Origin of the sequence: Hahella sp. KA22 (assembly GCF_004135205.1) — a bacterium.
Lineage (GTDB): Bacteria > Pseudomonadota > Gammaproteobacteria > Pseudomonadales > Oleiphilaceae > Hahella.
Map to the genome: position 1 here is coordinate 5,717,741 of NZ_CP035490.1, position 22,307 is coordinate 5,740,047.

The 22,307-nt window shown below is 52.1% G+C and carries 22 protein-coding genes; 10 read left to right on the forward strand and 12 right to left on the reverse strand.

Annotation, left to right across the window (positions count from 1 at the left end; all coding sequences use genetic code 11):
* From EUZ85_RS25210 to EUZ85_RS25220, 3 genes are all read right to left on the reverse strand, one after another.
* Entirely contained in the window at nucleotides 1–2,187 is a 2,187-nt protein-coding gene (locus tag EUZ85_RS25210) for a xanthine dehydrogenase family protein molybdopterin-binding subunit (protein WP_127972906.1), read from the reverse strand.
* A gap of 9 nt (nucleotides 2,188–2,196) precedes the next feature.
* Nucleotides 2,197–2,655, reverse strand: a complete 459-nt coding sequence (locus EUZ85_RS25215; RefSeq protein WP_127972907.1) for a (2Fe-2S)-binding protein — start codon at nucleotides 2,653–2,655, stop codon at nucleotides 2,197–2,199.
* A 211-nt stretch (nucleotides 2,656–2,866) separates the two neighbouring features.
* On the reverse strand, nucleotides 2,867–5,149 hold the full coding sequence (locus EUZ85_RS25220; RefSeq protein WP_127972908.1) for a hypothetical protein: 2,283 nt from the start codon (nucleotides 5,147–5,149) through the stop codon (nucleotides 2,867–2,869).
* Between the two features lie 292 nt (nucleotides 5,150–5,441).
* On the opposite strand from EUZ85_RS25220, the gene EUZ85_RS25225 reads away from it, so the two are divergent.
* The 5 genes from EUZ85_RS25225 to EUZ85_RS25245 all read left to right on the forward strand — a co-directional run bounded on the left by EUZ85_RS25225 (nucleotide 5,442) and on the right by EUZ85_RS25245 (nucleotide 9,694).
* Complete coding sequence (locus EUZ85_RS25225) at nucleotides 5,442–6,599, forward strand: M48 family metallopeptidase (protein WP_127972909.1); 1,158 nt, start codon at nucleotides 5,442–5,444, stop codon at nucleotides 6,597–6,599.
* Nucleotides 6,600–6,653: 54 nt separating this feature from the next.
* Nucleotides 6,654–7,316, forward strand: coding sequence for a TIGR00266 family protein (locus EUZ85_RS25230; RefSeq protein ID WP_127972910.1), 663 nt, complete (start codon nucleotides 6,654–6,656; stop codon nucleotides 7,314–7,316).
* A gap of 10 nt (nucleotides 7,317–7,326) precedes the next feature.
* Nucleotides 7,327–8,010, forward strand: coding sequence for a TIGR00266 family protein (locus EUZ85_RS25235; protein ID WP_127972911.1), 684 nt, complete (start codon nucleotides 7,327–7,329; stop codon nucleotides 8,008–8,010).
* Nucleotides 8,011–8,021: 11 nt separating this feature from the next.
* On the forward strand, nucleotides 8,022–9,074 hold the full coding sequence (locus EUZ85_RS25240) for a TIGR00266 family protein (RefSeq protein ID WP_241566860.1): 1,053 nt from the start codon (nucleotides 8,022–8,024) through the stop codon (nucleotides 9,072–9,074).
* Between the two features lie 158 nt (nucleotides 9,075–9,232).
* Nucleotides 9,233–9,694 carry a GNAT family N-acetyltransferase gene (locus EUZ85_RS25245; RefSeq protein WP_127972913.1) on the forward strand — a complete coding sequence of 154 codons (462 nt, stop codon included), beginning with the start codon at nucleotides 9,233–9,235 and terminating at the stop codon, nucleotides 9,692–9,694.
* Between the two features lie 23 nt (nucleotides 9,695–9,717).
* Here the strand turns inward: EUZ85_RS25245 and EUZ85_RS25250 are convergent, their stop codons facing one another.
* Together EUZ85_RS25250 and EUZ85_RS25255 are read right to left on the reverse strand one after the other, a co-directional pair.
* Entirely contained in the window at nucleotides 9,718–10,779 is a 1,062-nt protein-coding gene (locus tag EUZ85_RS25250) for a WD40 repeat domain-containing protein (protein WP_127972914.1), read from the reverse strand.
* Between the two features lie 429 nt (nucleotides 10,780–11,208).
* The gene (locus tag EUZ85_RS25255) at nucleotides 11,209–11,697 is read right to left on the reverse strand and encodes a DUF5063 domain-containing protein (RefSeq protein WP_164887350.1); all 489 of its coding nucleotides are present in this window, start codon (nucleotides 11,695–11,697) and stop codon (nucleotides 11,209–11,211) included.
* Between the two features lie 281 nt (nucleotides 11,698–11,978).
* Here EUZ85_RS25255 and EUZ85_RS25260 point away from each other — a divergent pair, with 281 nt between their 5' ends.
* Nucleotides 11,979–12,866 carry an alpha/beta fold hydrolase gene (locus EUZ85_RS25260; RefSeq protein ID WP_164887351.1) on the forward strand — a complete coding sequence of 296 codons (888 nt, stop codon included), beginning with the start codon at nucleotides 11,979–11,981 and terminating at the stop codon, nucleotides 12,864–12,866.
* A gap of 65 nt (nucleotides 12,867–12,931) precedes the next feature.
* Here the strand turns inward: EUZ85_RS25260 and EUZ85_RS25265 are convergent, their stop codons facing one another.
* The 3 genes from EUZ85_RS25265 to EUZ85_RS31280 all read right to left on the reverse strand — a co-directional run bounded on the left by EUZ85_RS25265 (nucleotide 12,932) and on the right by EUZ85_RS31280 (nucleotide 14,753).
* The gene (locus EUZ85_RS25265; protein ID WP_127972917.1) at nucleotides 12,932–13,312 is read right to left on the reverse strand and encodes a hypothetical protein; all 381 of its coding nucleotides are present in this window, start codon (nucleotides 13,310–13,312) and stop codon (nucleotides 12,932–12,934) included.
* Nucleotides 13,313–13,843: 531 nt separating this feature from the next.
* Nucleotides 13,844–14,596: a TIGR00266 family protein gene (locus tag EUZ85_RS25270; protein WP_127972918.1), complete on the reverse strand. Its 753-nt coding sequence runs from the start codon at nucleotides 14,594–14,596 to the stop codon at nucleotides 13,844–13,846.
* A gap of 1 nt (nucleotide 14,597) precedes the next feature.
* Complete coding sequence (locus EUZ85_RS31280) at nucleotides 14,598–14,753, reverse strand: hypothetical protein (RefSeq protein WP_154194824.1); 156 nt, start codon at nucleotides 14,751–14,753, stop codon at nucleotides 14,598–14,600.
* Nucleotides 14,754–14,878: 125 nt separating this feature from the next.
* On the opposite strand from EUZ85_RS31280, the gene EUZ85_RS25275 reads away from it, so the two are divergent.
* Entirely contained in the window at nucleotides 14,879–16,063 is a 1,185-nt protein-coding gene (locus EUZ85_RS25275; RefSeq protein ID WP_127972919.1) for a hypothetical protein, read from the forward strand.
* Between the two features lie 49 nt (nucleotides 16,064–16,112).
* On the opposite strand, the gene EUZ85_RS25280 is transcribed toward EUZ85_RS25275, so the two are convergent.
* Entirely contained in the window at nucleotides 16,113–16,595 is a 483-nt protein-coding gene (locus tag EUZ85_RS25280; protein ID WP_127972920.1) for a GreA/GreB family elongation factor, read from the reverse strand.
* Between the two features lie 267 nt (nucleotides 16,596–16,862).
* Entirely contained in the window at nucleotides 16,863–18,503 is a 1,641-nt protein-coding gene (locus tag EUZ85_RS25285) for a M28 family metallopeptidase (protein ID WP_127972921.1), read from the reverse strand.
* 390 nt (nucleotides 18,504–18,893) lie between these two features.
* Between EUZ85_RS25285 and EUZ85_RS25290 the strand changes: the two genes are divergently transcribed.
* Nucleotides 18,894–19,583 (forward strand): crotonase/enoyl-CoA hydratase family protein, encoded by a 690-nt coding sequence (locus EUZ85_RS25290; protein ID WP_127972922.1) that lies wholly within the window; start codon nucleotides 18,894–18,896, stop codon nucleotides 19,581–19,583.
* Nucleotides 19,584–19,614: 31 nt separating this feature from the next.
* On the opposite strand, the gene EUZ85_RS25295 is transcribed toward EUZ85_RS25290, so the two are convergent.
* On the reverse strand, nucleotides 19,615–20,253 hold the full coding sequence (locus tag EUZ85_RS25295; protein WP_127972923.1) for a metalloregulator ArsR/SmtB family transcription factor: 639 nt from the start codon (nucleotides 20,251–20,253) through the stop codon (nucleotides 19,615–19,617).
* A 181-nt stretch (nucleotides 20,254–20,434) separates the two neighbouring features.
* Between EUZ85_RS25295 and EUZ85_RS25300 the strand changes: the two genes are divergently transcribed.
* Complete coding sequence (locus EUZ85_RS25300) at nucleotides 20,435–20,842, forward strand: VOC family protein (RefSeq protein WP_127972924.1); 408 nt, start codon at nucleotides 20,435–20,437, stop codon at nucleotides 20,840–20,842.
* A gap of 225 nt (nucleotides 20,843–21,067) precedes the next feature.
* Nucleotides 21,068–21,310 (forward strand): hypothetical protein, encoded by a 243-nt coding sequence (locus tag EUZ85_RS25305; protein WP_011395499.1) that lies wholly within the window; start codon nucleotides 21,068–21,070, stop codon nucleotides 21,308–21,310.
* A gap of 51 nt (nucleotides 21,311–21,361) precedes the next feature.
* Here the strand turns inward: EUZ85_RS25305 and EUZ85_RS25310 are convergent, their stop codons facing one another.
* On the reverse strand, nucleotides 21,362–21,673 hold the full coding sequence (locus EUZ85_RS25310; protein WP_127972925.1) for a hypothetical protein: 312 nt from the start codon (nucleotides 21,671–21,673) through the stop codon (nucleotides 21,362–21,364).
* Nucleotides 21,674–22,307: the final 634 nt, after the last annotated feature.

Here is a 22,307-nt window from a genome sequence, read left to right on the forward strand (position 1 = left end):
TCAGGCGAACAGATTTCTGAATGGAAGGCTGCGAGGGATTTCTCCTGTCGCGGCGAACAACGCATTGGCCACCGCCGGGGCTGCAACTGGCGTACCCGGCTCGCCAACGCCGGTGGGCGGCTCCGCCGAAGGCACGATATGCACTTCCACATCCGGCATTTGATTCATACGCAGCACTTGATAGTCATGGAAGTTGGATTGCTTGACTGCGCCATCCTCCAGAGTAATCTCACTCACTAGCGCCGGTGACAGCCCGTAACCTATACCTCCCTCCATTTGCGCCCGGATAATGTCGGGGTTGATGGCGAGCCCACAGTCCACCGCACAGGTAATTTTCACGATACGGAAGCGATTGTCGTCCACCGCCTCAATCTCCGCTACCTGGGCCACATAGGAATTAAAGGACTCGTGCACCGCCACGCCGCGAAAGCGCCCCTTGGGCAATGGCTTATCCCAGCCGGCCTTTTCCGCCGCCAGCTTCAGTACACCCTGATGACGCGGATGGCCTTCCAGAAGCTTCATACGATAGGCGACCGGATCTTTACCGGCTGATTTGGCCAGCTCATCGATAAAGGTTTCTGTCGAATAAGCCGTGTGGGTCGACCCAACGGAACGCCACCACAGGATGGGTACGCCCTCCTTGATCGTATGCAAATCCACCTGCAAGTTGGCGATGTGGTATGGCAAATTAGAGGCGCCTTCCACAGACGTAGGGTCAATTCCGTCTTTCATCATGCCTTCAAAGCCCGTGCCGGAGATAATCGACTGGCCCACTATGCGATGACGCCAGGCTGACGGATAACCGTCCGCACCCAAGGTCGCGGATATCTGATGCACATACATGGGGCGGTAGTACCAGCCACGCATATCATCTTCGCGAGTCCACACCAACTTGATCGGAACGGATTCCGAATAGGCTTTGGCGATTTGCGTGGCTTCAACGATGTAATCAGAGTGCGAGTTAGCGCGACGACCAAAACTGCCTCCCGCCAACAACATGTTGATCTTCACGTTCTCCATCGGCACGCCCAGGATCTGTGAGACCTGCATCTGGTCCCCTGTCTGAAACTGGCAGCCATACCAGAGTTCAGCGCCATTCTCTTTCTTTTGAATCACGCAATTCATCGGCTCCATCGCCGCGTGGGCCAGAAAGGGAAACTCATAGATGGCGTCCAACTGCTTTTCCGCCGCAGCGTATGCGGCGTCGAAGTCGCCATTGCGCACGACGGGCGTCCCCGGCTTATTCAACTCTTCGCGGTATTCCTTGAGAATAGCCGCTGAGCTTTTGCGAAACGCAGCGCTGTCATCCCACTCCACTTTGAGAGCGTCGCGGCCTTTTTTCGCTGACCAGAAGTCCTGCGCCAATACCGCCACGCCGGCGGGTATCTGCATAACCGACACGACGCCGGGCACTTTCCGCGCAGCGGAATCGTCCATGGATTTAACCTTACCGCCCACTTTGGGGGCATGGGCGATCAATGCCGTCAGCATGCCTGGGAGTTGCACATCCTGGGTAAAAATCGCCGTCCCGTTGGTTTTACCTGGATCTTTACGCACCAGCTTCTTGCCAATCAGGCGAAAATCTTTGGGATCCTTCAAGGTCGCCGTTTCCGGCACTGGCTGCATGGCCGCCAGTTCCGCCAGATCTCCGAAGCTGGCTTGCCTGGATGTCCCATCGTGGCTCACTCTGCCGGATTCGACTTTGATCTCCGCAGCAGGAACCTTCCACAAGGTCGCCGCCGCAGCGACTAGCATTGCTTTGGCTTTAGCGCCCGCTTCCCGCATCTGCTGGTAGGAATTCGCCATGGCGGTGCTGCCGCCGGTGCCCTGGAATGGTCCCCAGAACAGGTTGTTATAGCGCTTGGCGTCCGCCTCCGCTCCTTCAACGACGACCTGGGACCAGTCCGCATCCAATTCTTCCGCCAGCAAGGTTGCAAGACCCGTGTAGGTTCCCTGCCCCATCTCAATGTGCTTGCTGATAACGTACACTTTGTTATCTGGGCTGATGCGCACGAATGCGTTGGGAGCGAAGTCCTGGCTAGCCGCCTCGCCTGCGGTTTTCCCCGGACCGGATTCCGCTGCGCCAGCCAAAGAAGGCAGCGATAGCGCCAACGTCAGCCCCGCTCCGCCCAGAGTGGATTTGCTGATAAAGGAACGACGGCTCAGACTGGGATTCATAGTTTTCATAGAGCCTCCTTACGCTATTTTTTCCGCTGCGGACTTGATCGCAGCGCGAATGCGGACATAGGTGGAGCAACGGCAGATATTGCCTGACATAAAGCTGTCGATATCACTGTCGCTGGGCTTGGGATTGCTTTGCAAAAGCGCCACCGCAGACATGATCTGCCCAGACTGACAGTATCCACACTGTACGACCGCCTCGTCTTCCCAGCTTTCCTGCACCGCCTTGGCGACTTTCGACTCCAGCCCCTCTATTGTGGTGATAGACTGCCCCTGAACGGAGCCAACCGGCGTCACGCAGGAACGAATCGCAGAACCATTCATATGCACCGTACAGGCGCCGCATTGCGCCATGCCGCATCCAAACTTGGTTCCAGTCAGATGCAGATGATCCCGAATCGCCCACAACAAAGGCGTATCCTCAGGCACATCCAGCGAGCGCTTTTCTCCATTAATAGTCAGTTCGATTCCCATAATCGCCCCCACAGAGTATTCGTTGATTCTTTATATCCCTGACCCGGGATGTGGTTGATAGGCATACACAGCTCAGTAAAGTGTAGTCCTTGTCAGACAAGAGCAACTACATCATTCCTGCGGGAGACTTGCCTAATACTGCGGAATTGGGGGAAAAGAAAGAAGTAGAAAGGGGCGGAAAAGAACTTCCCGCCCGAAGAAAAATTTAACGTTAATCAGTCACAACAGGAACGTAGACATTTATTTCAATGCGTTCGTCTGACTTTGTCACAACCGTATAATCGCCTTCGCCACCAAACACCGCGACTGGAGCGCCTTCATATTCCTGTTCTGCAACCTTCTCGAAAGCAGAGTTCAATTCCGTCAAGAGTGTCCCGCCACCTTCTTTCTCCGACACAGCCAGAAGGCCGCTGCTTTTCGTCCAAGTAGCGCCTTTTAACGAACTCAGAGGCAAGCTAACGGCATTGGTCAGCTGACGCCCCACCTCCTCAAAGCTGTATACAGCCCTATCGATAAGCAACAGATCTTTGAATGGGTTGTACGCTAAAAAGCCGGCTGATACCGGAGCATCGACTTGGGCGATGTAATCCAAATCTCTAGGGCTGGAAAATGAAATCATGAGTTCAGGAAAGTCGTGCGAGAAAAAGTATAAGGCATCGTCTTTTCCCGAAGCATACCAACCATTCAATGCCGGCGGTACACTGGCCTCAGACAGAATGCGGCCAGTGTTGTCGTACAACCAGGCGCCTTCCGACATTGGAGACGCCATGACGATAACAGCATTTCCTCCGGCTATTATAGTGGTGGGATTGCCGACCATGTATGCAAAAAAGCGATTCTCATTTTCCTCATCGAAGTATCTGACTTCTCCATTCTTGTACAGAACGTAGAGACGCTTAACGCTATCGGAATAACTCATATCAACGACAGGCTGACTTAAACGCCATGGATTTTTATATCCATGGTCGACAGCGGACCAACGATAGATGGCGTTGCGATCGCTATTCAGAGCAAACACATCCCCTTGCCGATTACCCTGAACGATCGTCGCAACAACCTCAGAATGCATTCTCGCGATATCACACAGACTGACGTCCATGGGCGAGCCATGCTCAATCAGAGCGCATGACGAATCATTGGGATAGTCGTCCAGGGACAATCCTGTCGTCGTATCAGCATCGGTGAAGCCGAGGTTCCATTCATCGGGATAACCGTCGTTATCAGAGTCTTTAGAGGCGGAGATGTCCGCTGGAAAAGCATCGTCACGATTTGGTACGCCGTCGCCATCATCGTCCAGACGGATATCGTAGCTATAAATAGATGTTTCACCGTCATCTTCAACCACAAGCGCCGCTTGATTTCCGGCGTCAACCAACGCCTTTGCAACTCCCGGGTATATCCGGTAATCCACCACCTGACGAGTATCGTCCCATCTAATGAGATAGGTTTTTCCCTCATGAATGTAGGTCGCCAGAATATGTCCTTCAAGCCAGAGAGTCTGCTTATATTTGTACTCCCCAAACCCGAAGGCATCAGGATCAGTAAAAGGACTTCTAAGCTTAGTTAGGGCGGAGTCTCCGTCTAAGTCATGAATTTGGGCTCGCAGATCAACCAGCGCTCCCCCGTTAGGACTCAACGAAAAATCTCCGTCTTCCAGGCACCTCGCCAACTCTGAGGAGTGCTCAATTGTCGCGGCATCCTTGTTGTAGCGTCTCCAATAGAGGCCGCCTTTAGTCACATAACCACCTGATCCGCAGAAATAGTATTCCGTGCCCGGAAATGTCTGGTAACCAAAGAAATAAAGACGGCCAGTCTCAGAATTCCATTGCAGAGTGTATAGCTGATCATCAATAGAAGTACTGCTCTTAACTTGCCCGACTGCGTCCAATAAATAGAGAACATCGGGGCTGTAAGGATCACTGTCACCTGGGACCACAACCCACAAATCGTCGCCGGCCGCGACAAGTTTAATGATATTAAGACCAGGCTTAGCGAAAGGGCGTTCTGTTTTATCTTTAGTAATATCGATCGCCGTAATTTCGCCGTTCTGATGCCCTAAAAGCAGGCGTTCATGCGATGCGGAATATTCAAGATCGGATATTGGATTTAACAGCGTAATAGGATTGATATAGCGCTGGGTAGTCAGGTCCCATCTATATATCTTGCTTGCATCCTCACTACTCAGGACATACAAAAGACCGGAAGGCCCCGCCTTAAACCTATCGGGAGAGCTTGCCGGCTCCCAATCTTTCGTTCGGCAATCTTCAGATAGATCAGCTTGTGTCCCGACAGGGGCGTCACAGGGGTTAGATGGATTGGAGGGATTAGATGGATTGCTCGTGTCGCCAGAATTATCTCCTTGCCCCCCTCCAGTTTCCACGCTTTCGCTATTGCTGTTATCGGTAGCAGAAGTTCCGCCACCGCCACCGCAACCAGGCAAACAAATAAGCGCTCCCAAGAGCAACAAAACAGACAAATAACGAGGCAGCATCATAACTTTACTCTAACTTCCACAGACTACATTTGAATAAAAAGCGCGCGATTCTAGCATGCAGTGTACTAAGTAGACAGTGGAAACAAGACAGTTCATCACAACAAAATGATCGCCTTAACATACGGGTCACGGCGTTTGCGCCAGCTAAAGTTTGCAACTATTTTAAATCAAAGCCTTTTTCCCCGTTTCTGCTTTACGGCGATTAAGAAAGAGGATTTAATTCCGTCCCTGACAACTTGTCCTTTTTATCAGACCTCTTCAGCACTTCAGAATTTCATACAGGAAGGGATGAATGGAACCAACGCAAACCTATCAGGCCCATGCGTTTCACGAGCAATTCAATAACGGCAGAGCATCAGGGTCCCTGACGGTGTCCGGCGGGTTCGTCGAGTTCTCCAATGGCGAAAGCAGCGTTCGCTTTCCAGTCACCGGCGCCCAAGTCAAAATGGGCGGAGCCAGCGATAGGCTGGTTTTCATCACTCACCCCGACTTTCCCGAGTGGAGCCTCTACACCAGCGACCGCAGCATCCTAAATCACCCTGCCCTGCATCAGGACAACCATCTGCAGGGCCAGCTACGCAAAGCACGTAATGTGCGTCGTATTAACTGGTCAGTACTCGTCATCGTCGTGGCATTGATCATCGGAGCGCCGCTTTCAATTGTCGTTTTTATGGATAGCATCACCGCCGTCGCCGCCAAGCAGGTTCCCGCCGAGTGGGAAGAGAAACTGGGCAAGACGGTATTCGGTCAATACCAGATAGAGAACGAACTACTTGAATCCGAAGATGGCGAACAGGCGATCGCTGCGCTTACGGACCCACTGATCCAAGCCGTTAATGACGAACGTTACACCTATAAGGTTTACGTATCCAACTCATCCGACATCAACGCTTTCGCATTGCCTGGGGGATACATCGTTATTAACTCTGGACTGATCCTGGCCGCAGATAACGCCAGTGAAGTTCTTGGCGTCATGGCGCATGAAATATCACATGTCACGGAGCAGCATGGCGTGCGCAATATCATGGGGGCCGCCGGCACTTACGCGCTGGCTCAGGCGCTGTTCGGCGACGTCAGCGGTTTGCTGGCGACCGTGGCCAATGCCGCGCCGCTATTGCTGAACCAGAGCTATTCCAGAGGGTTTGAGTCAGACGCCGACGCCAAGGGATTGGAATTGCTAAATCGCGCCAATATCGACCCTAAAGGCTTAATTACCTTCTTCGAAAAAATCATCGAAGAAGAGAAAAAGCGCCTTGAGCAAATCGAAGACGAGGACGCCAGGGATCTGATGAAAGACAGCATGGGATTCCTGAGTTCGCACCCAGCCACCGAGGATCGCATCGCCGACCTTCAGGAGCGGATCAGCGATCAGGAAGGCGACTACCGCAATCTGGAGCCGGAATTCCAAAGACTGAAGCAACTGGTCAAGAAGTTTGTGGCGGAAAAGTAGAGTCCGCTCCATCGAAATTCAAAGAAATAAAGTTATCGACAACGGAGATAGCGCATGAAGGCAGAGATAAAAGGAGGCGCAGCGTTCGGTTACGTGGACGTCGAGCTGGAGCCTGGCGAACAGATCACGGCTGAGTCTGACGCCATGTCCAGCATGTCGGCGGACCTGGATATGCAAACGCGCACCAATGGATCGTTTTTTATCGCCATCCTAAGAAAATTCCTGGGGGGCGAGACGTTCTTCATTAACCGCTTCAGCAATAACACCAGCGGCGTGCGCAAGCTGACCCTGGTGCAGCCCACGCCAGGCGAGGTGCGCTGCGCCGAGCTGAATAATGAAACCTTGTGTTTTCAGCCAGGCGCTTTTCTGGCCGCGACAGAAGGCGTCACGCTGGGCGTGCGCTGGGCGGGATTCAAATCCTTCATCGCCAAGGAAGGTCTGTTCAAGTTGGTTGTCTCCGGCACAGGCAAAGTCTGGTACGGAGCCTACGGCGCCCTGCTCGAAAAAGAGATTGATGGCGAGTATATCGTCGACACCAGTCATCTGGTGGCCTATGACCCAGGCCTGAGCCTGCATATCCAGTTGGCGGGCGGCCTGTTCTCCAGCTTCTTCGGCGGCGAAGGTCTGGTAACCCGGGTCGAAGGCAAAGGTAAAGTCATCATTCAAACCCGCAGCATTTCCGGTCTGACTGACTGGATCAATCCAAAGCTTTTCTAAGGGGCGCATTATGGACATCGAACTTATCCATCGCCCAGGCAACACTGCGGCGAAGGTCAAATTAGCGCAAGGCGAGATCTGCACGGCGGAATCCGGAGCCATGATCGCCATGAGCGGCAATATGGACGTCACGACGACAACGCATAAGAAGCAAGGCGGCGGCCTGATGAAAGCGATCAAACGCATGGTCGCAGGCGAATCTTTGTTTCTTAACCACTTCGAACCCAAATCCGGCGACGGTGAAGTCTGGTTCGGCGCGACGCTCGCTGGCGACATGATGGCCTATGAACTGGACAATGAGAGCCTTATCGTACAGGGCGGCTCCTTCATGGCCTGCGAGCACAGCGTGGAAATCGATTTGGGCTGGCAAGGGTTCAAGTCTATCCTCTCTGGGGAAAGCATGTTCTGGCTGCATATGAAAGGAAAAGGCAAAGTGCTGCTTAACTCTTTTGGCGCTATTTATCCGGTGGAGGTGGACGGGGAATATATCGTCGACACCGGTCATATCGTCGCCTTTAACGAGACGCTGGATTTCACCATCACCAAAGCCGGTAAAAGCTGGATGCATTCATTCCTCGGCGGCGAAGGGTTGGTTTGTAAATTCCACGGCAAGGGCACAGTCTGGTGTCAATCGCATAATCCATCCAGCTTTGGATGGGCGATGTCGTCGGGCTTGAAGCCGCGTAAAGCTTAAGGAGAGTGATGATGAGCACAGCAGCATACCAAGTCACAGTGACAGGTGAGTTGAATCCCGGCGTTACCCGGGAAAGCGCGGTGGAGGCTTTCGCCAAATTATTCAAGGTTGCGCCAGAGACCGCCGAGCAGATATTTTCCCGCGCCCCCATGGTCGTGAAAAAGGGCATAGATGAGACCACCGCGGATAAAATTCAAATGGCGTTGACTAAAATCGGCGTACAAAGCCAGGTGGGAATGAGCGAAACGCCCGCTCCTGCCGTCATTGCAGCGGAAGAGCCGCAGCCAAACAATGAGATTACCAGGCCAGTTCCGCCTCCTCCTGAGCCAGTACCACAGGCTGCTCCCCCCAGCATGGTTGAGCCTGAAGCGAGCATCGATCAGGAGCAGGATCAGCCGGGATTTAAATTCAAAATTGAAGGGAGACCAGACTTCGCCTTCCTGACGGTGCAAGTGCCCGGCGGAAAGACACTCAGAGTGGAAGCCTCCGCAATGGCGACCATGGACACCAACATGGTCATGAAGACCAAGGCGAAAGGCGGTCTGGGCCGCTTCTTAACCTCCGAGTCCATTTTCATCAATGAGTTCACCGCTCAAAACGGTCCCGGCGAAATTGGCATCGCGCCGGCGTCTCCTGGGGATCTGGCGCACGTATTTCTACAGGGAGAAACAATCTTTCTGCAGAACTCCGCATTTGTCGCCTCCGACATGGGCGTGACGGTGGAAACCAAATGGCAGGGGCTAACCAAAGGATTCTTCTCTGGCGAAAGCCTCTTCCTGATTCGCTGTAGCGGCGATGGCGACCTCTGGTTCAACACCTACGGCGGCATGATCATGCTGGACGTGGATGGCGACTATGTGGTGGACACCGGAAATATCGTCGCGTTTACGGAAGGGCTGGATTACAGCATTACCAAAGTCGGCGGATACAAGTCCCTCTTCTTCTCCGGCGAAGGCTTTGTCTGCCGTTTCAGCGGCAAAGGCAAAGTATGGATACAAACCCGCAGCGTCCAAGCCTTCACCAGCTGGGTTTACCCATTCCGACCGGTGCAGAACAAGGGGTAAACAGCTTCTGAACAAGCCTTCGGTGAAAACCGGAGGCTTCTCTTTTGCCAATCAATCTCCCTCGACGATCAGCGCAAAGGACAATATGGGTAAAACCTATGGCCGTGCTAGTCTAGCTAGCAAAGCAATTTCACTACACCTCATCAGGAGTATTAGTTGTGATCAACTGGACCCGTAGAGCCTTTAATGAGTTAACGCTTGATGAACTGTACGCATTATTGCGTCTACGGTCAGAGGTTTTTGTTGTGGAACAGAACTGTCCCTACTTGGATGCGGACGGCGCGGATAAAGACTGCCTGCATTTACTGGGCTGGTCCGACATAGAAGGCGTTGAAACGCTGACTGCCTACCTGCGTCTCGCCCCACCAGGAATAAAATATAGCGAAACATCCCTGGGCAGAATTGTCACCGCTCCCTCCGCGAGAGGCGGCGGATCAGGCAAAAAGCTGATGAGTGAGGGTTTGAATTGGGCTCGAGAGCTGTATCCGCAACACGATATAAAGATTCAAGCGCAGGCTTACTTGGAAAAGTTTTATCAAAGCTTCGGATTCGTCACTATTTCCGAGCAGTATGACGAGGACGGCATTCCTCATATTGATATGCTGCTGACGGCAAAGTAACAAGGTAAGCCGCTTATTACTAATTACAGCGGCCAGCGCACCAGATAAACCTGCCCATTCGCTGTGCCAATTGCTATAAGCTTCTTCTGAGTCGAGTAATCAAGCGCGGTTACCGACTCATCTGCAATTTTCAGCCGATGAAAGGCTTTCAAGCCTTCATTCCAAAAATCAACTGCACCAGAATAAGCGCCTACAAGCACCAAGCCATTGTCTTGGATACGAACTACGTTGGTCTCCTCGTTTTTCTTTCTCGACAGAACCTTTAATGCTTCCGCACTAACGATAGATATATCATCCTTACCAACGACGCTTAAGATCTTCCCATCTTCAGACAAGCTGATTAATTCGGCGCTTTCTCCCAAGTCGAGTTCATTCTCCAAAGACGGTGCATCGCCAACGTCCCATACTTGAATCACGCCGCCATCCAATGCAATAAATGCACGGGAGCCATCTGATGAAATGGCAGAGGCCAATACATCTCCCGACGCTTTCCAAGTTACCTTACGATCTCTGGCGGGGTCGACCACATAGACTGCTCTGTCTCTAAATCCTGATGCGACCAGAATATCGTTATTTGAAAAAGATAATCCTGTTTGAAAGTCGTATTTAACCGCAAAGTGATTTAGCTCTTTACCTTCAAAGTCATATAAATAGTTTCCGTAAGCGACGTACCTGCCTTCTTTTGAAAAGTCCGCCTTCTTAGCCTCTACTGGAAATAAATATTCGGCATGACGAGAGTCCAACCTTGAGTCCATGAGCTGAACTCTACCATCGCTATAAGCCAGCGCCACATTGCTGGAGTCAGAGATAAAACTGGCGTTAATCAACTTACCTTGAAATGTCAAAGAACCATCTACGGCGCCGCTATCAGTCGCTAGAACCTTGGCGTTATCATACAAAGCGCCAACAAACAGAAGCTCTGAGTCAGGAGAAAACTCTATTCTTTTAATGGGAAATTTGGAGAGACTGTGAGAATACTTTATCTCCCAGTCACCTGCGGGAACTATCTCCTGGCTGGTAAGGCATCCACCTACAAGAGGAAAAATAAAGCTTAATAGCAGTAGGGCCGAATTCCGTTTTGACAATATAAAACTCCGGGTGGGGATAAGATTTTACGGTTTCTTCAATGTTTTCTATCAAAGTCATTAGCAAGCCAATCTGGACGCGCACAAAATGAATAGATATACGCCAGCGACGACAGGCTAACTGTATTCTTAATAGTAAGACCGGTTCAATAGTGCATAGGGTCAACGCAATCAATGCATTGGGAGTTTGCAGAAAAGTCTCAATGTATAGACTTTAGAGAGAGGGCGACGGGCGGCTTCCATGCCTGGGTTTAACAGCGCTTCTGCGTCAATTCCGTTTATAAGTCCGTTTCGACCCAGCCGGGTCTGCGGGCTAATCCTTTTGTGAGTCCATTTGTGAGTCCTTGATGAGAGCGTCCCTCTCCATCCCGTCGCAGGAGTAATATTACTTTTTGCAGCGACCAATACAGTCGCACACTCGGAATTTTTTTAGCGATTATGACGACGCCAGTGCAGGGCTTTTAATGCATCAATGGCGTGCTGCCCCCAATGAATGCGAAAGCTTTCTTCCCAGTAGCATACGGCTTCTTTGACGTGATTATGGTCCCATAAGGACAGGCCGTCTTTCATATCGCGATAGATGTCCGCCAGATCATCGGCGATGTCTCCCGCATTGACGGAAGCGGATTGCATATCAAACGGGTCGTCGATATCGCGATATTGTGTGAATGGCATCGAGCTGAATCGCTGGTAGACTTTCTGCCAGGCGTCGTGGGTCATGGTTTCAAATTCCAGATCCGTACCCGCCGGTTCAAATGGCAGGTCCAGTATCGTCGCGTAAAGCTTGGCCAGCAGTCTGGTAGCTGTCGCCATTTCTTCATCTTGGGTGCCCGGCGTCGCTTCGCTCCATTGACAATATTCCCGGGCCAATTCTACAAAACGTTGAGTTTGCTCACTGCTGGGTTCTATTGTTTTCAAGTTCAGTTACCTCTGAATATTAGGCTCGTTGTAATTCTATTGCGCAGGCCATTGCGCAATTACGGCCGCAACTTTCGCCGCCGACTCATTCTTTGTTATCTACGGAAGGACAGGACGCCTTTCGAGTTAATTTGTCACTAACGTTATCAAATACCCCTTTGATTCAACAGCTAGTATTAATGCTAGCTCTGTATTCATAAATTCGAATGGAGAATAATGGGCGTCTCTTGCAAATTGCTGACAACACGCCCGTTAATCAGCTCAATACAGGATGTAATGACATGAGCGAAAACCTGCACTGCTGGACCCATAACCCAAAGCAACACAACGCCATCGTTCTATTCGTACACGGGGGTCCTGGAAGCCACTCGCATTATTTCAAAGAGTGGCTGCAACGTTATCCTATTTACAGCGAACGTTTTGGCTGGATCTCCTATGACCAGCGCGGCTGCGGACTTTCAGCCAAGTCGCCAGCGCTCACACACCAGGATAACGTTAACGATCTTATCGCGATCATTCATCGTCTTGGCGTCCGCCATCCTGGCCTCTGCGCCGTGGTCGGACACAGCTACGGCGCCAGATTGCTTTATGACGCACTTAAACAAGACGACACTATTGAGACCAAAGCCGTTTTTCTGGGGAGGTCTTTACGACCGGACATTCCCGCCAAGAGGAACTTCCTGATAGATCAGATCCTGATGAAGATTTTCCAACGCGATGACTACGCCACTCTGATGCAGGAAGTTGAGTATGATATCCAGAATCCCGCCAGCTTATGGAGCGCCAAACAAGCATTCCGGGAGAAACTGAAACACAGGGATCTGCGAGCCTTGTTTTATTGGTCGAACTTTCAGGCCATGGATGAATACGCCGCCATCAAAGCGCAGACGGAGTTACAGGAAAGCGATGAGGTGTTTAAGCAGATTACCGGCTCAATTCACACTCAGTCAGGGCCGGACGATGTATATGACTTCGGCAGCTTGAAACAAGCCTCTTTGAACATAATGGGCGCTGGCGACTTCGTCATGGCGGGAGACACTTACACAGCGCCGGCGGATAATGCCTATAGCGCCAGAATGTTTTCAAAGTCAGGACATTATCCGCACCTGGAAGAGCCGGAACAGTTTATCGCGACGCTGGAGCGCTTCCTTCTCCACCGTCACGTATAACCACCCGCCGCAACTCAGTAGACGTGCGGCGCGTTCTTGCTCTTCCCTCTGTCAGGAAAGGCTTTTCAGTAACTTCTGAGCCGGACTTTGTTTAAGAACTGAGTCCGCTCATGTTCATCAGGAATGCACTCCGCCATCGCCTGATAAAGCTTGATTTCCGTCGGCGACTCTTCGCGGCACTTGCGCACGATACAGCCCGCCAACGGCCCGACATACCGGCTGAGAAGCTGCGTCAGACGTTGCAGCTTTTCTTCACTCAAGGCGGTTCCAACACTGCTTTTATATTTGGGCTTTGGCTTGCTCGCCGCAGGTGCGGCCGTTTTTTGACGCGTAGCGGAGTCCAGGCTGCGTCCGGGATGCGTCATAACGTCATTTCTATGGGCGCGATCAAGGAAAGTATCCCGCTCCGCGCCATTGGGAATGTGCAATGACAGCGTATCTATCATTTCCGGCAGTGAACGGGAATGCGAGGCGGCATTGCGAATAAGGTGAGTTGAGACCGGCCCTAAGTGTCGCGCCAGCGCGACGGTCAGAATCCCATAGATTTCTGCTGACAGTTGAAGTGGCGATGTTGTTTCAGATTGACCATTGCGCGCACCGTTTCGGCTTGCGCTCTCTTCGGCCGTGTGACTTCCATTCTTCCTATAAACTCTGGTTGCCAAAATATCCATACCATAGCCGCCTGTAATGTTGCTTTCGTTTTTAGTATCAGGAGATGTGAGAGAGTTTCACATTAAGAGAGGCAAGGCCTTGCAAGGCAATACAGATTCGACCGCATGACATCCCTCTCATACGCCGCGAACACTGCTGGGTTCTGGGCGTGCGGCGGCTCGATGGAAGCATTCCGGGCTTCATGGACCGCCAATTGAGCAAGCGTCGCATCAAGCGGACAACCGTCATTAATTTGATAAACGATCGCCCGCACGATGACGTTAAACGCCTACGACGTCACACTCTATCATGATAAAACGTCAGTTTCAGTCCTCTCCGACTTCTACGCCACCATTTTGTTTGGGCGCATGAGCCAAGATTCGATCCGCCAGCCGCGAGAAAGGCAAACTCTGAATCCAGACAGTCCCGGTTCCCCGCAGAGTCGCCAGGAACATACCCTCCCCGCCGAAAAACATACTGCGTATGCCTTTCACCATCTCGATTTCATAACTGATGGACGGCGTGAACGCCACCAGACAGCCTGTATCCAGACGCAGCGTTTCGTTATTGAGACGCTTTTCCACCACAGTCCCGCATGCGTGGATAAAAGCCATGCCGTCCCCTTCCAGCTTTTGCAGCACAAAACCTTCGCCGCCGAAGAAACCGCTGCCCAGTCGACGATTGAATTCCACGCTGATGCGGGTGCCCATGGCTGCGGCCAGAAAGGAGTCTTTCTGGCAGATAATGGTCCCGCCCTGATTGGCCAGATCCACCGGTACAATGCTGCCGGGATATGGCGCCGCGAACGAAACCTGCTCCTTGCCATGACCACTGTTGGTGAAGTGAGTCATGAACAAAGACTCCCCCGTCATCATGCGTTTGCCGGCGCTGAACAACTTGGAAAAGAAGCCCTGCTCAGGGTCCGAACCATCGCCCATCTTGGTTTCGAACTCTATGCCGCCGGTCATATAGTTCATGGCCCCGGCTTCCGCGATGACGGTTTCACCTGGGTCCAGCTCCACTTCCACCATTTGCATATCGTGGCCGATGATCTTGTAGTCCACCTCGTGGCTGCGCATATCAGTTTTTCTCCTTGCGTTTTTTTGATGACTTCATAACGCCATAGTTATCAAACAGATGCAAGCCTCCCTCCTCCCGCAAAAGACAGGACAAGTCGTTGCGTTTTGTATTATCAGCCAGGATCGCCACAGCCATGAATAAAAGCAGTTCCATCATCGTTTGACGCCCAGCGCACAGCCAATTTCATCACTGCAATTGTCCCGCCGCTGAGGTATAAAGGGAGCGCAAAAATGTTCGGAAACAAAGACTACAACAGGAAGCTTTTAGGCAGGATCAGAACCATGGAACGTACTGAAAGGGAGCAGACTTCGGACAGCAACAAGGCCTTGCGCGTATTACGCACAGCTATGCTGGCTGGGGCGGCGGCAATCGCCCTCTACGCATTGCAATTTTCGGCGATCTCGCAAAAAACGGCAGTGGCCAGCGTTGGCCTGATGGTGGCGGGCGCGTTCCTGCTTATGGGCGGCGTACTCGGTTTTATCTTCGGCATTCCCCGCACCTTGCAGCAAGAATCAGGCGGAGCGGTCAAAGTCGGCGCCGACGGCCCGGGAGCGGGTTACCTCGCCAATACCAATCTTGAACAAATATCCGACTGGCTGACCAAGATGCTGGTTGGCGTCGGCCTGACCCAACTGACCGCCATGCCCTCTCACCTGCGCGCGGTGACCAGCTATATTGCGGAAGGCATCGGCGGCGGACGGGACGCCTCTATCTTCGCCTTATCGGTGTTGCTGTACTTTTCCATCATTGGATTTTTATTCGGCTATCTCTGGACCCGCCTGTTTCTCGCCGGCGCTTTTCGTCAGGCGGATCAAACCGCATTGGGCACATTGTCCGAGCGCATGGAGCAGGCGAACCGCGACATTGAGGAAATCAAGAAGCAGACCAAACTGGATGCCGAAGCGCAAAACCTGGTGGACCGCCAGCTTAACCCGAGCTTTGAACTCCCTCCCGCCCCACAACCGGAGCTGGATGAAGCTATTGCAGCCGCCTCGCCGGAGGCCAAAGCGAAAATCTTTTACCAGACCTGGAAAGTGCGCGGAGAAAACTGGCGTAACAACAAACAGCTCATGGAGAAAACCATTCCCATATTCCGCTCGCTGGTCAAATCAGACCCAGACGGACGCTACCATATGAACCACGGACAACTGGGCTTCGCGCTGAAGGATAAAGTGACGCCGGAATGGGAGAATGCGCTAACAGAACTGTCCTGCGCCATCGACATCCGCGGCGGCAATAAGGAAGAAGGCTGGAGATACTATGAGTTCAATCGCGCAATCTGCCGCATTAATCTGGATGAGGACTTTCGCAGCAACCAACCCTCTGCTCCACCTGTGCGCAAAGCGATTGTGGCGGATCTAAAGGAGGCAATCGCGCATGATTTTACCGATTTGGTCAGCGCCAATGAAAACATTCAGGCATGGATGCAGCTGAATCAGGTCAGCATGGAAGATATCGCCGCCTGACCAGTGAGAGCGTAATGGGAAGTCTTATCAGACTTCCCATCGACTTGGATCACTCTAACTCGACGATCTCAAATTCTTTCTCCTGACCCGCTGCGACCAGTACAACCACGTCGCCCACCATTTTCCCCATCAGTTTCATACCAATGGGAGAATGCCGTGTAATAACCAGCACTTCTTGCTCATCCAGCAGGAACTTAAATCCAGCCGCTTCAGGCCCCACGAATAAACGACGCTCGGAGCCGTCTTCCGCCTCCAACGTGACTAACGCAAAAACGCTGACCTCGTCTTGGTCAGTAAAACACTTGGGCGGGGTATTCTGATAAGAGGCGAGCGCCAGTTCCAATTCCCTTACACGCCGGGATTGTCCTTCCGCCAGATAAGACGCTTCCAGACCGAAGGTGTCGTATTTGTTTTCCGCTACGCTTTCTGTATGGGTGGCGGTTTCATGAGCGGTATTGGCCGCCTGCTGGGCGACAGCCAGATCGTCCTGCAGTTTGGCGATAATCAGTTGGTGAATTTTCTCTTTTCGCATGGTCCTAAAGCACAACGGCGCAGAAAACGAAGAACGTGATTAAAACGGCGATACGCCGTGGAAGGCAAGCGCTGACACACGAGGGCCTGTCCATTCAGATAAATAGAAGGAGACTGCGGGTCCGCCGGATGAATAAATAAACCAGATTCGTATTCCTGTCCATATCCGTCTTGCAAAGAGCCGGATTACAGTCGCAAAAAAAGCCCGGAACCGCACGAGTCGGCGCCGGGCTAAGCGCTATGGGTTTACCAACCAAGGATCAGTGGATTATTTGATCCAGTGTTTACCCCAGTGAGTAATGTCATAGGAAGAAGCGCTGGAGCTGGAGCTCGCGCTGAATGCGCGCATCGCTGCAACACCTTCGTCTTTCTTCGCCGCAGCTTCGATTTCGTCATCGATAACTTTGGTGGACAGAGACAGCCAGCTGGTTACGAACGCCACGGCGTCGATGTTGATTTCCAGTGCGTCCTGCGCGATGTTGTTGATATCATCGCAAGCCTGGTGGTAGCAGTGGTCCAGAGCAACGCCAGCGTCGCCGCCGTATTTCTCCGCCTGCTCTTCAGTCTTCGCGACTTCCGCGCCAGTGAACAGACCGCCGAAGGCTACGCCGTCAGTGAAGAACTGCGCATAGTCGGAACGGAAGCTGATCTCGGTGCCTTCATAAGGCAGCGCACGCAGCTTGTAGTAGTCTTCAAACAGTTTTTCAGTGGCTTTGGACCCAGGAGGACCTTCCAGACCGAAGTCAGAACCGTCGCCGTCATAGATCATGTAGGCGAAGTTCGGAGAAGCGATCATATCGAAGTTCAGGTAGACCTTGATTTTCTTAAGTTCGTCTTCCGGCAGGTTCTGCACATAGTGTGTAGATCCAACCAACCCTGATTCCTCAGCGCCCCACCATGCAAAGCGAATTTTGTTGCGTGGATGCGCGCGACGCATTTGCAGCGCCATTTCCAGCAGTGCAGCGCTACCGGAGCCGTTATCGTTGATGCCGGCGCCTTCGTATACAGAATCAAGGTGCGAGCCGACCATGACGACGTTGTCCGGATTGCCTCTTCTGGATTCGGCGATCACGTTAACGGTTTCGGTTTGCTTTCTCACGACATCAGTCACGACGTGCATCTGCAAACCTTCAGTACCGGACCATGCCACACCGTTGTCATAGGTCGCAAACACAACAGGAATGCCGCCAGTGTAATCATCGCCCAAGGTGGCGTTCATCAGACCTTTACGATCGTCAGTGTTGCCCTGGTTGAAGATGATGACGCCGATTGCGCCAGCCGCCGCTGCATTTTCCGCTTTGATCTGGAAAGTACAGGAGCCGCGCTGAACCAACGCGATGGAGCCTGCCGGAAAGCCGGCGAAGTCTTCCGCTTCGCATCCGCTGGTAGAGCCGTTATCCGGGCCCAACGCCAGATCAACCGCCGCCACAGGACCCGTTACATCGCCTGCGTCGGTTTGCGACAGATAAGAGAAGTCAACTTCCCACTCATAGGAAGTGGTGTCTGGAGCGGTGGATTCCAGAGTTCCTGGGCCCTGCGGATAGAACGCGTTGAACGGGAATGGAGCCAGCGTCACGTTATAACCCGCGCTTTCCAGCGTGGATTTGATGTAGTCGACGGAGGCGTCGTAACCCGGCAAGCCAGCGGCGCGAGTGCCGTCGTTAGCGCCGGCGATGTCGTTCAGCATTTGCAGGTGCGTCATGACGTTTTTAGCCTGCATACAGCGAGGCAGTCCCCATGGGGAGTTATTTAAAACGCCAAAGCGGCATTCCAGTGGATGCAGGCGGTCCGGGCTCCAGAATTCATTCAAGAGATCGCTGCGTGAAGGGGGGGCCGAATGAGCGGCGGTGGCGAGAGCAAGAGTAAGGGAGCTCAAAGCCATGGATAGGCTTGTCTTCTTCGTTAGCATTTATTCCTCCAGTCCATATAGGAGATTTATTTTTATCTGATAGGCCTGCTTTTGGCCGGCTATCATTTTCGCCCTATACAACTCCTCTTAGGCGCGATCAGTCTATAGTAGTCAGATTGAGTCTATGCGGAAGGGGTTAGTCCGAGCTTTAGATAGGTAATTACCGAAGGCCGTTATCCCTCACGTTTAATTAATGTGAAGGGGCTCACACTTTATAATGTCAACCCTTAGTGGACTATCCCAATAGTTTCGACTGGACAATGAGTTAGCGCGCATAAATCGCATTCTCGGCTGTCTCAATAGCCTCTCTGCAAGGGTTTCTGTGCCATAATACGCCGCCTGATAAGTCTTATAACAACACAGCAAACACACACAGTTAAGGAGTCTACGATGAGCGAGTTATTGAGTTATGAACTCAAGGACAATATTGCCGTCATCACGCTAAATAACGGCAAAGTCAACGCCATTTCCCCGCAGTTGATCGAAGAATTCAATGCCGCATTAGACGCAGCGGAACAGAGTAAATCCGTGGTGGTGATCACAGGAACGCCGGGCATGCTTTCCGGCGGCTATGACTTGAAAGTCATGACGCAAAGTATGGAGTCAGCGATGGCGCTGGTTAAACAAGGGTCCACGCTGTCGCACCGCCTGCTTTCCTTCCCCATGCCCGTTATCGTCGCCTGCCCTGGTCACGCCGTCGCCAAGGGCGCTTTCCTGTTGTTGTCCGCAGACCTGCGTATTGGCGTCGAAGGCCCTTATAAAATCGGCCTGAATGAAGTGGCCATCGGCATGACCATGCATCACGCCGGCATCTCTATCGCCCGCGCGCGTCTGGCGCCGGTATACCTCAACCGTTGCGTCATCAACGCGGAAATGTTTGCGCCTCAACAGGCCAAAGAAGCCGGCTTCCTGGATATCGTCGTGGAAGAGTCAGAACTGATGGCGAGGGCGATGGAGGAAGCCAAGAAAATGACGGCGTTGAATCTGAAAGCGCACAAGAACACCAAACTGAAAGTGCGCAGCGCGTTCTTGAGCGAATTGGCGGAAGCCATCGAGAAAGACGCGACCGGATCACTGTAATCCCAAACGTCACAGGCGCGCCCGCTCACGGTCAAGCTTTCAGAGTAAACCGGTAACAACAGCGACGCGCGCCTTTCAACACATGTTCCGTACGCTCCACCGTTGCAAGCTCTTCAAAACAGCGCTGGAAATTTTGCAGCTCCGCTCGACATAATCCCTGACAATGCTGCGCCGCCACGCAAACAGGACAATGGTTTTCCACCAGATACCAAACCCCTTCGTCCTGCTCAAAAAAAGCGTCCGCCATATACCCTTCCGCGCTCCGCAGCTCCGCCAGTTTGGCGATTCGCTCCGCTACATCAGGATACACAGATAGCGCAGTTAAGTAGCTCTGCAGTTGTTTGGCGTTGCGCGCCTCAATGAGCTTTTCCAGCCCCTCTTCCCCAAACACTTCACGGGTGGATGCGATCAAGTCGACAGTCAGATTGGCGTGACTATCCGGAAACCGGCTTTGCGCCTTTTCCGTCAGACGCCACTTCGCCACCGGGCGACCTCGCGCTTTTCTTTCCTCCACGCTATACAAAAGGCCTTCCTGCTCCAGCCTGGCTATATGTTGCCGCGCGCCCATAGTGGTCATGCCCAACAATGCGCTCAGCTCAGGAGCGCTGGCCGGCCCTCGGGATTTAATCAAATACAGAATGCGCTCGCCGCTGTCTTCCTGCGTCGTCAAAGAAGTCTCGCTCCTACAATAAATGGATAGCGCCTCAGTATACGTTGATAGGAAAAATTTAGTAAAGCAATAGCTTTACTAAAGACGAGAACGAGAATAATCTATTTGTAAAGCAAACGCTTTACTAAATAAATCTGACAACAAATACGTCCCTGTATGGGGCGACAATAGAGGACGAACTATGTATCTGGAGCACGCCAACATCACCGTTGACTCCATCGAAAAGTCCATGGAGTTTTTACAAGCCGCTTTCCCCGACTTTGCATTACGGGGCGAAGGCAATCTGATGAACCAAAACGGCAGATGGGCTCATGTGGGCAATGACCGTTTCTACTTCGCGCTACAGCAGTGTGATAACCATCTGAGCGATGTCAGCACCCGCTATATCAACGACGGCATTAACCATATTGGCATGGTGGTGGAGGATCTCGATGGCGTGACGGGCCGCTTGCAGCAACGCGGCTACGACGGTTATGAAACAGAAGCGCATCCGTTTCGCCGTAGAGCCTACTATTTCGACCCTAACGGAATCGAGTGGGAGTTTGTGCAATATCTGAGCGAAAATCCCGCAGAGAAAAACAGTTATTAAAAAGCCCAGTCAAGGCCGTATTTATATAGCGTTAAACGCCCCGTTCATGGGGCGTTTCATGGCAATACCAGTAAAGTTGTCGATTTAGCGACCAACGTGCAGGAAAAGTCTATTTATTGGCCTTTTATTTAACAAAGTTTCACAAATAAGCGCGAAATAATTATCGGAGAAACCCGCCGCCTTCGGATACCATGACTCTACATTATTACAAGAACTGAGAGTGCTATGACCAAGTTAGTTTTCCGGGTCGCAGTCAAGCAAAGTGAGAAAGCGGATTACTTCTCGTCGATACCCGGACTTCTGGTTTGCGGCGTGGGAGGCACGCTGGAGGAAACACTGGCCAACACCCAGCTCATCATCGCTGACTACCTGAAAGACAGCATCAACGCCCCTGTTGCAGCGATAGCGGATACCAAGGTCACTTATACCGACGTCACCTGGCATATCGTTGAGATTAACCGTCCATAAATCCATGGTCAGGTGACTCTGCGCTCAACCCCTATCTATGCGAAGCTCCGATCAGCGCTGCTTACAACCTAACGACATTTCTTCATGGGCGACAACGAGATCAGCGGAGACAACCACCCTTCGCAACTTATCGCTGCTCTTCTCATAAAACCAGAATGAGTGATCTGCGCCTTGGGCATCACTGACCTGCATGTCGCTTTTCTTCACCACTTCGTCACAAGAAGGAACCGGAAACCGCATCAGTAAGGCAACTTCACGACTGACGGCGTCTTCAAGCCGCCCGGCGAACTCACTCCATTGCATAAGATATCCCACTCCAAATCCCAGCAAGAGGCACAATACCGCCACAATAATCGTCTTCATCTTCACACTCTGATATCGAATAAGTTTCAGACAGACAATTTACAGTATTAGAGACAATGAAACTAAGCAGGAGAGATCGGAATGAGAGAAGAAAGCCGACGACAAATATTTGCATGACAATCTCGCGAGCTCTACCAACTGAGCTACAGTCATCACAGACTGCCGGGGCTCGAACCCGGGACCTCGCGAATCAATGTAGTCATACAGGCATTCGTCAGCGCAAACCCAAACGCTTTTCCATATACGCCAAAGCTAAGGCCCAGGATATTCCTCAGCCCTGGCGTTATGGAGAAGCGCTCTTGTGAGCGCTTCCCTTCAGCGACAAAAATGCATAAGACGCAGCATGGTTTCAGTATGTAGTCTTATACGCATTCGCTAAAAAGAGCAAAAGCGGCCAACAAGCGTAGCGCAAGGCACGGAATATGTAGCCCTGCAAAGTATTTGGCCTAAAAAGTCGGCGACAAAAGTTTGTATGACGCATATACCGCGCGCCTTTACCAATGGGCCACAACTGTAAACAGTCGCCGGGATTCGAACCCGGAAATTCGCAGCCCCGATGTAGTCATACGGGCATTCGCCGACTCACCAAAGAACTCTTGCATCAGATGCAAAAGCGCTTTCCCATAATTTACTC

What these genes read in the sequence shown, in the direction of transcription:
- EUZ85_RS25210 (WP_127972906.1), bottom strand. Translation starts at nt 2,187, where the DNA reads ATGAAAACTATGAATCCCAGTCTGAGCCGTCGTTCCTTTATCAGCAAA.
- EUZ85_RS25215 (WP_127972907.1), bottom strand. Translation starts at nt 2,655, where the DNA reads ATGGGAATCGAACTGACTATTAATGGAGAAAAGCGCTCGCTGGATGTG.
- EUZ85_RS25220 (WP_127972908.1), bottom strand. Translation starts at nt 5,149, where the DNA reads ATGATGCTGCCTCGTTATTTGTCTGTTTTGTTGCTCTTGGGAGCGCTT.
- EUZ85_RS25225 (WP_127972909.1), top strand. Translation starts at nt 5,442, where the DNA reads ATGGAACCAACGCAAACCTATCAGGCCCATGCGTTTCACGAGCAATTC.
- EUZ85_RS25230 (WP_127972910.1), top strand. Translation starts at nt 6,654, where the DNA reads ATGAAGGCAGAGATAAAAGGAGGCGCAGCGTTCGGTTACGTGGACGTC.
- EUZ85_RS25235 (WP_127972911.1), top strand. Translation starts at nt 7,327, where the DNA reads ATGGACATCGAACTTATCCATCGCCCAGGCAACACTGCGGCGAAGGTC.
- EUZ85_RS25240 (WP_241566860.1), top strand. Translation starts at nt 8,022, where the DNA reads ATGAGCACAGCAGCATACCAAGTCACAGTGACAGGTGAGTTGAATCCC.
- EUZ85_RS25260 (WP_164887351.1), top strand. Translation starts at nt 11,979, where the DNA reads ATGAGCGAAAACCTGCACTGCTGGACCCATAACCCAAAGCAACACAAC.
- EUZ85_RS25265 (WP_127972917.1), bottom strand. Translation starts at nt 13,312, where the DNA reads ATGATAGATACGCTGTCATTGCACATTCCCAATGGCGCGGAGCGGGAT.
- EUZ85_RS25270 (WP_127972918.1), bottom strand. Translation starts at nt 14,596, where the DNA reads ATGCGCAGCCACGAGGTGGACTACAAGATCATCGGCCACGATATGCAA.
- EUZ85_RS31280 (WP_154194824.1), bottom strand. Translation starts at nt 14,753, where the DNA reads ATGATGGAACTGCTTTTATTCATGGCTGTGGCGATCCTGGCTGATAAT.
- EUZ85_RS25275 (WP_127972919.1), top strand. Translation starts at nt 14,879, where the DNA reads ATGGAACGTACTGAAAGGGAGCAGACTTCGGACAGCAACAAGGCCTTG.
- EUZ85_RS25280 (WP_127972920.1), bottom strand. Translation starts at nt 16,595, where the DNA reads ATGCGAAAAGAGAAAATTCACCAACTGATTATCGCCAAACTGCAGGAC.
- EUZ85_RS25285 (WP_127972921.1), bottom strand. Translation starts at nt 18,503, where the DNA reads ATGCTAACGAAGAAGACAAGCCTATCCATGGCTTTGAGCTCCCTTACT.
- EUZ85_RS25290 (WP_127972922.1), top strand. Translation starts at nt 18,894, where the DNA reads ATGAGCGAGTTATTGAGTTATGAACTCAAGGACAATATTGCCGTCATC.
- EUZ85_RS25300 (WP_127972924.1), top strand. Translation starts at nt 20,435, where the DNA reads ATGTATCTGGAGCACGCCAACATCACCGTTGACTCCATCGAAAAGTCC.
- EUZ85_RS25305 (WP_011395499.1), top strand. Translation starts at nt 21,068, where the DNA reads ATGACCAAGTTAGTTTTCCGGGTCGCAGTCAAGCAAAGTGAGAAAGCG.
- EUZ85_RS25310 (WP_127972925.1), bottom strand. Translation starts at nt 21,673, where the DNA reads ATGAAGACGATTATTGTGGCGGTATTGTGCCTCTTGCTGGGATTTGGA.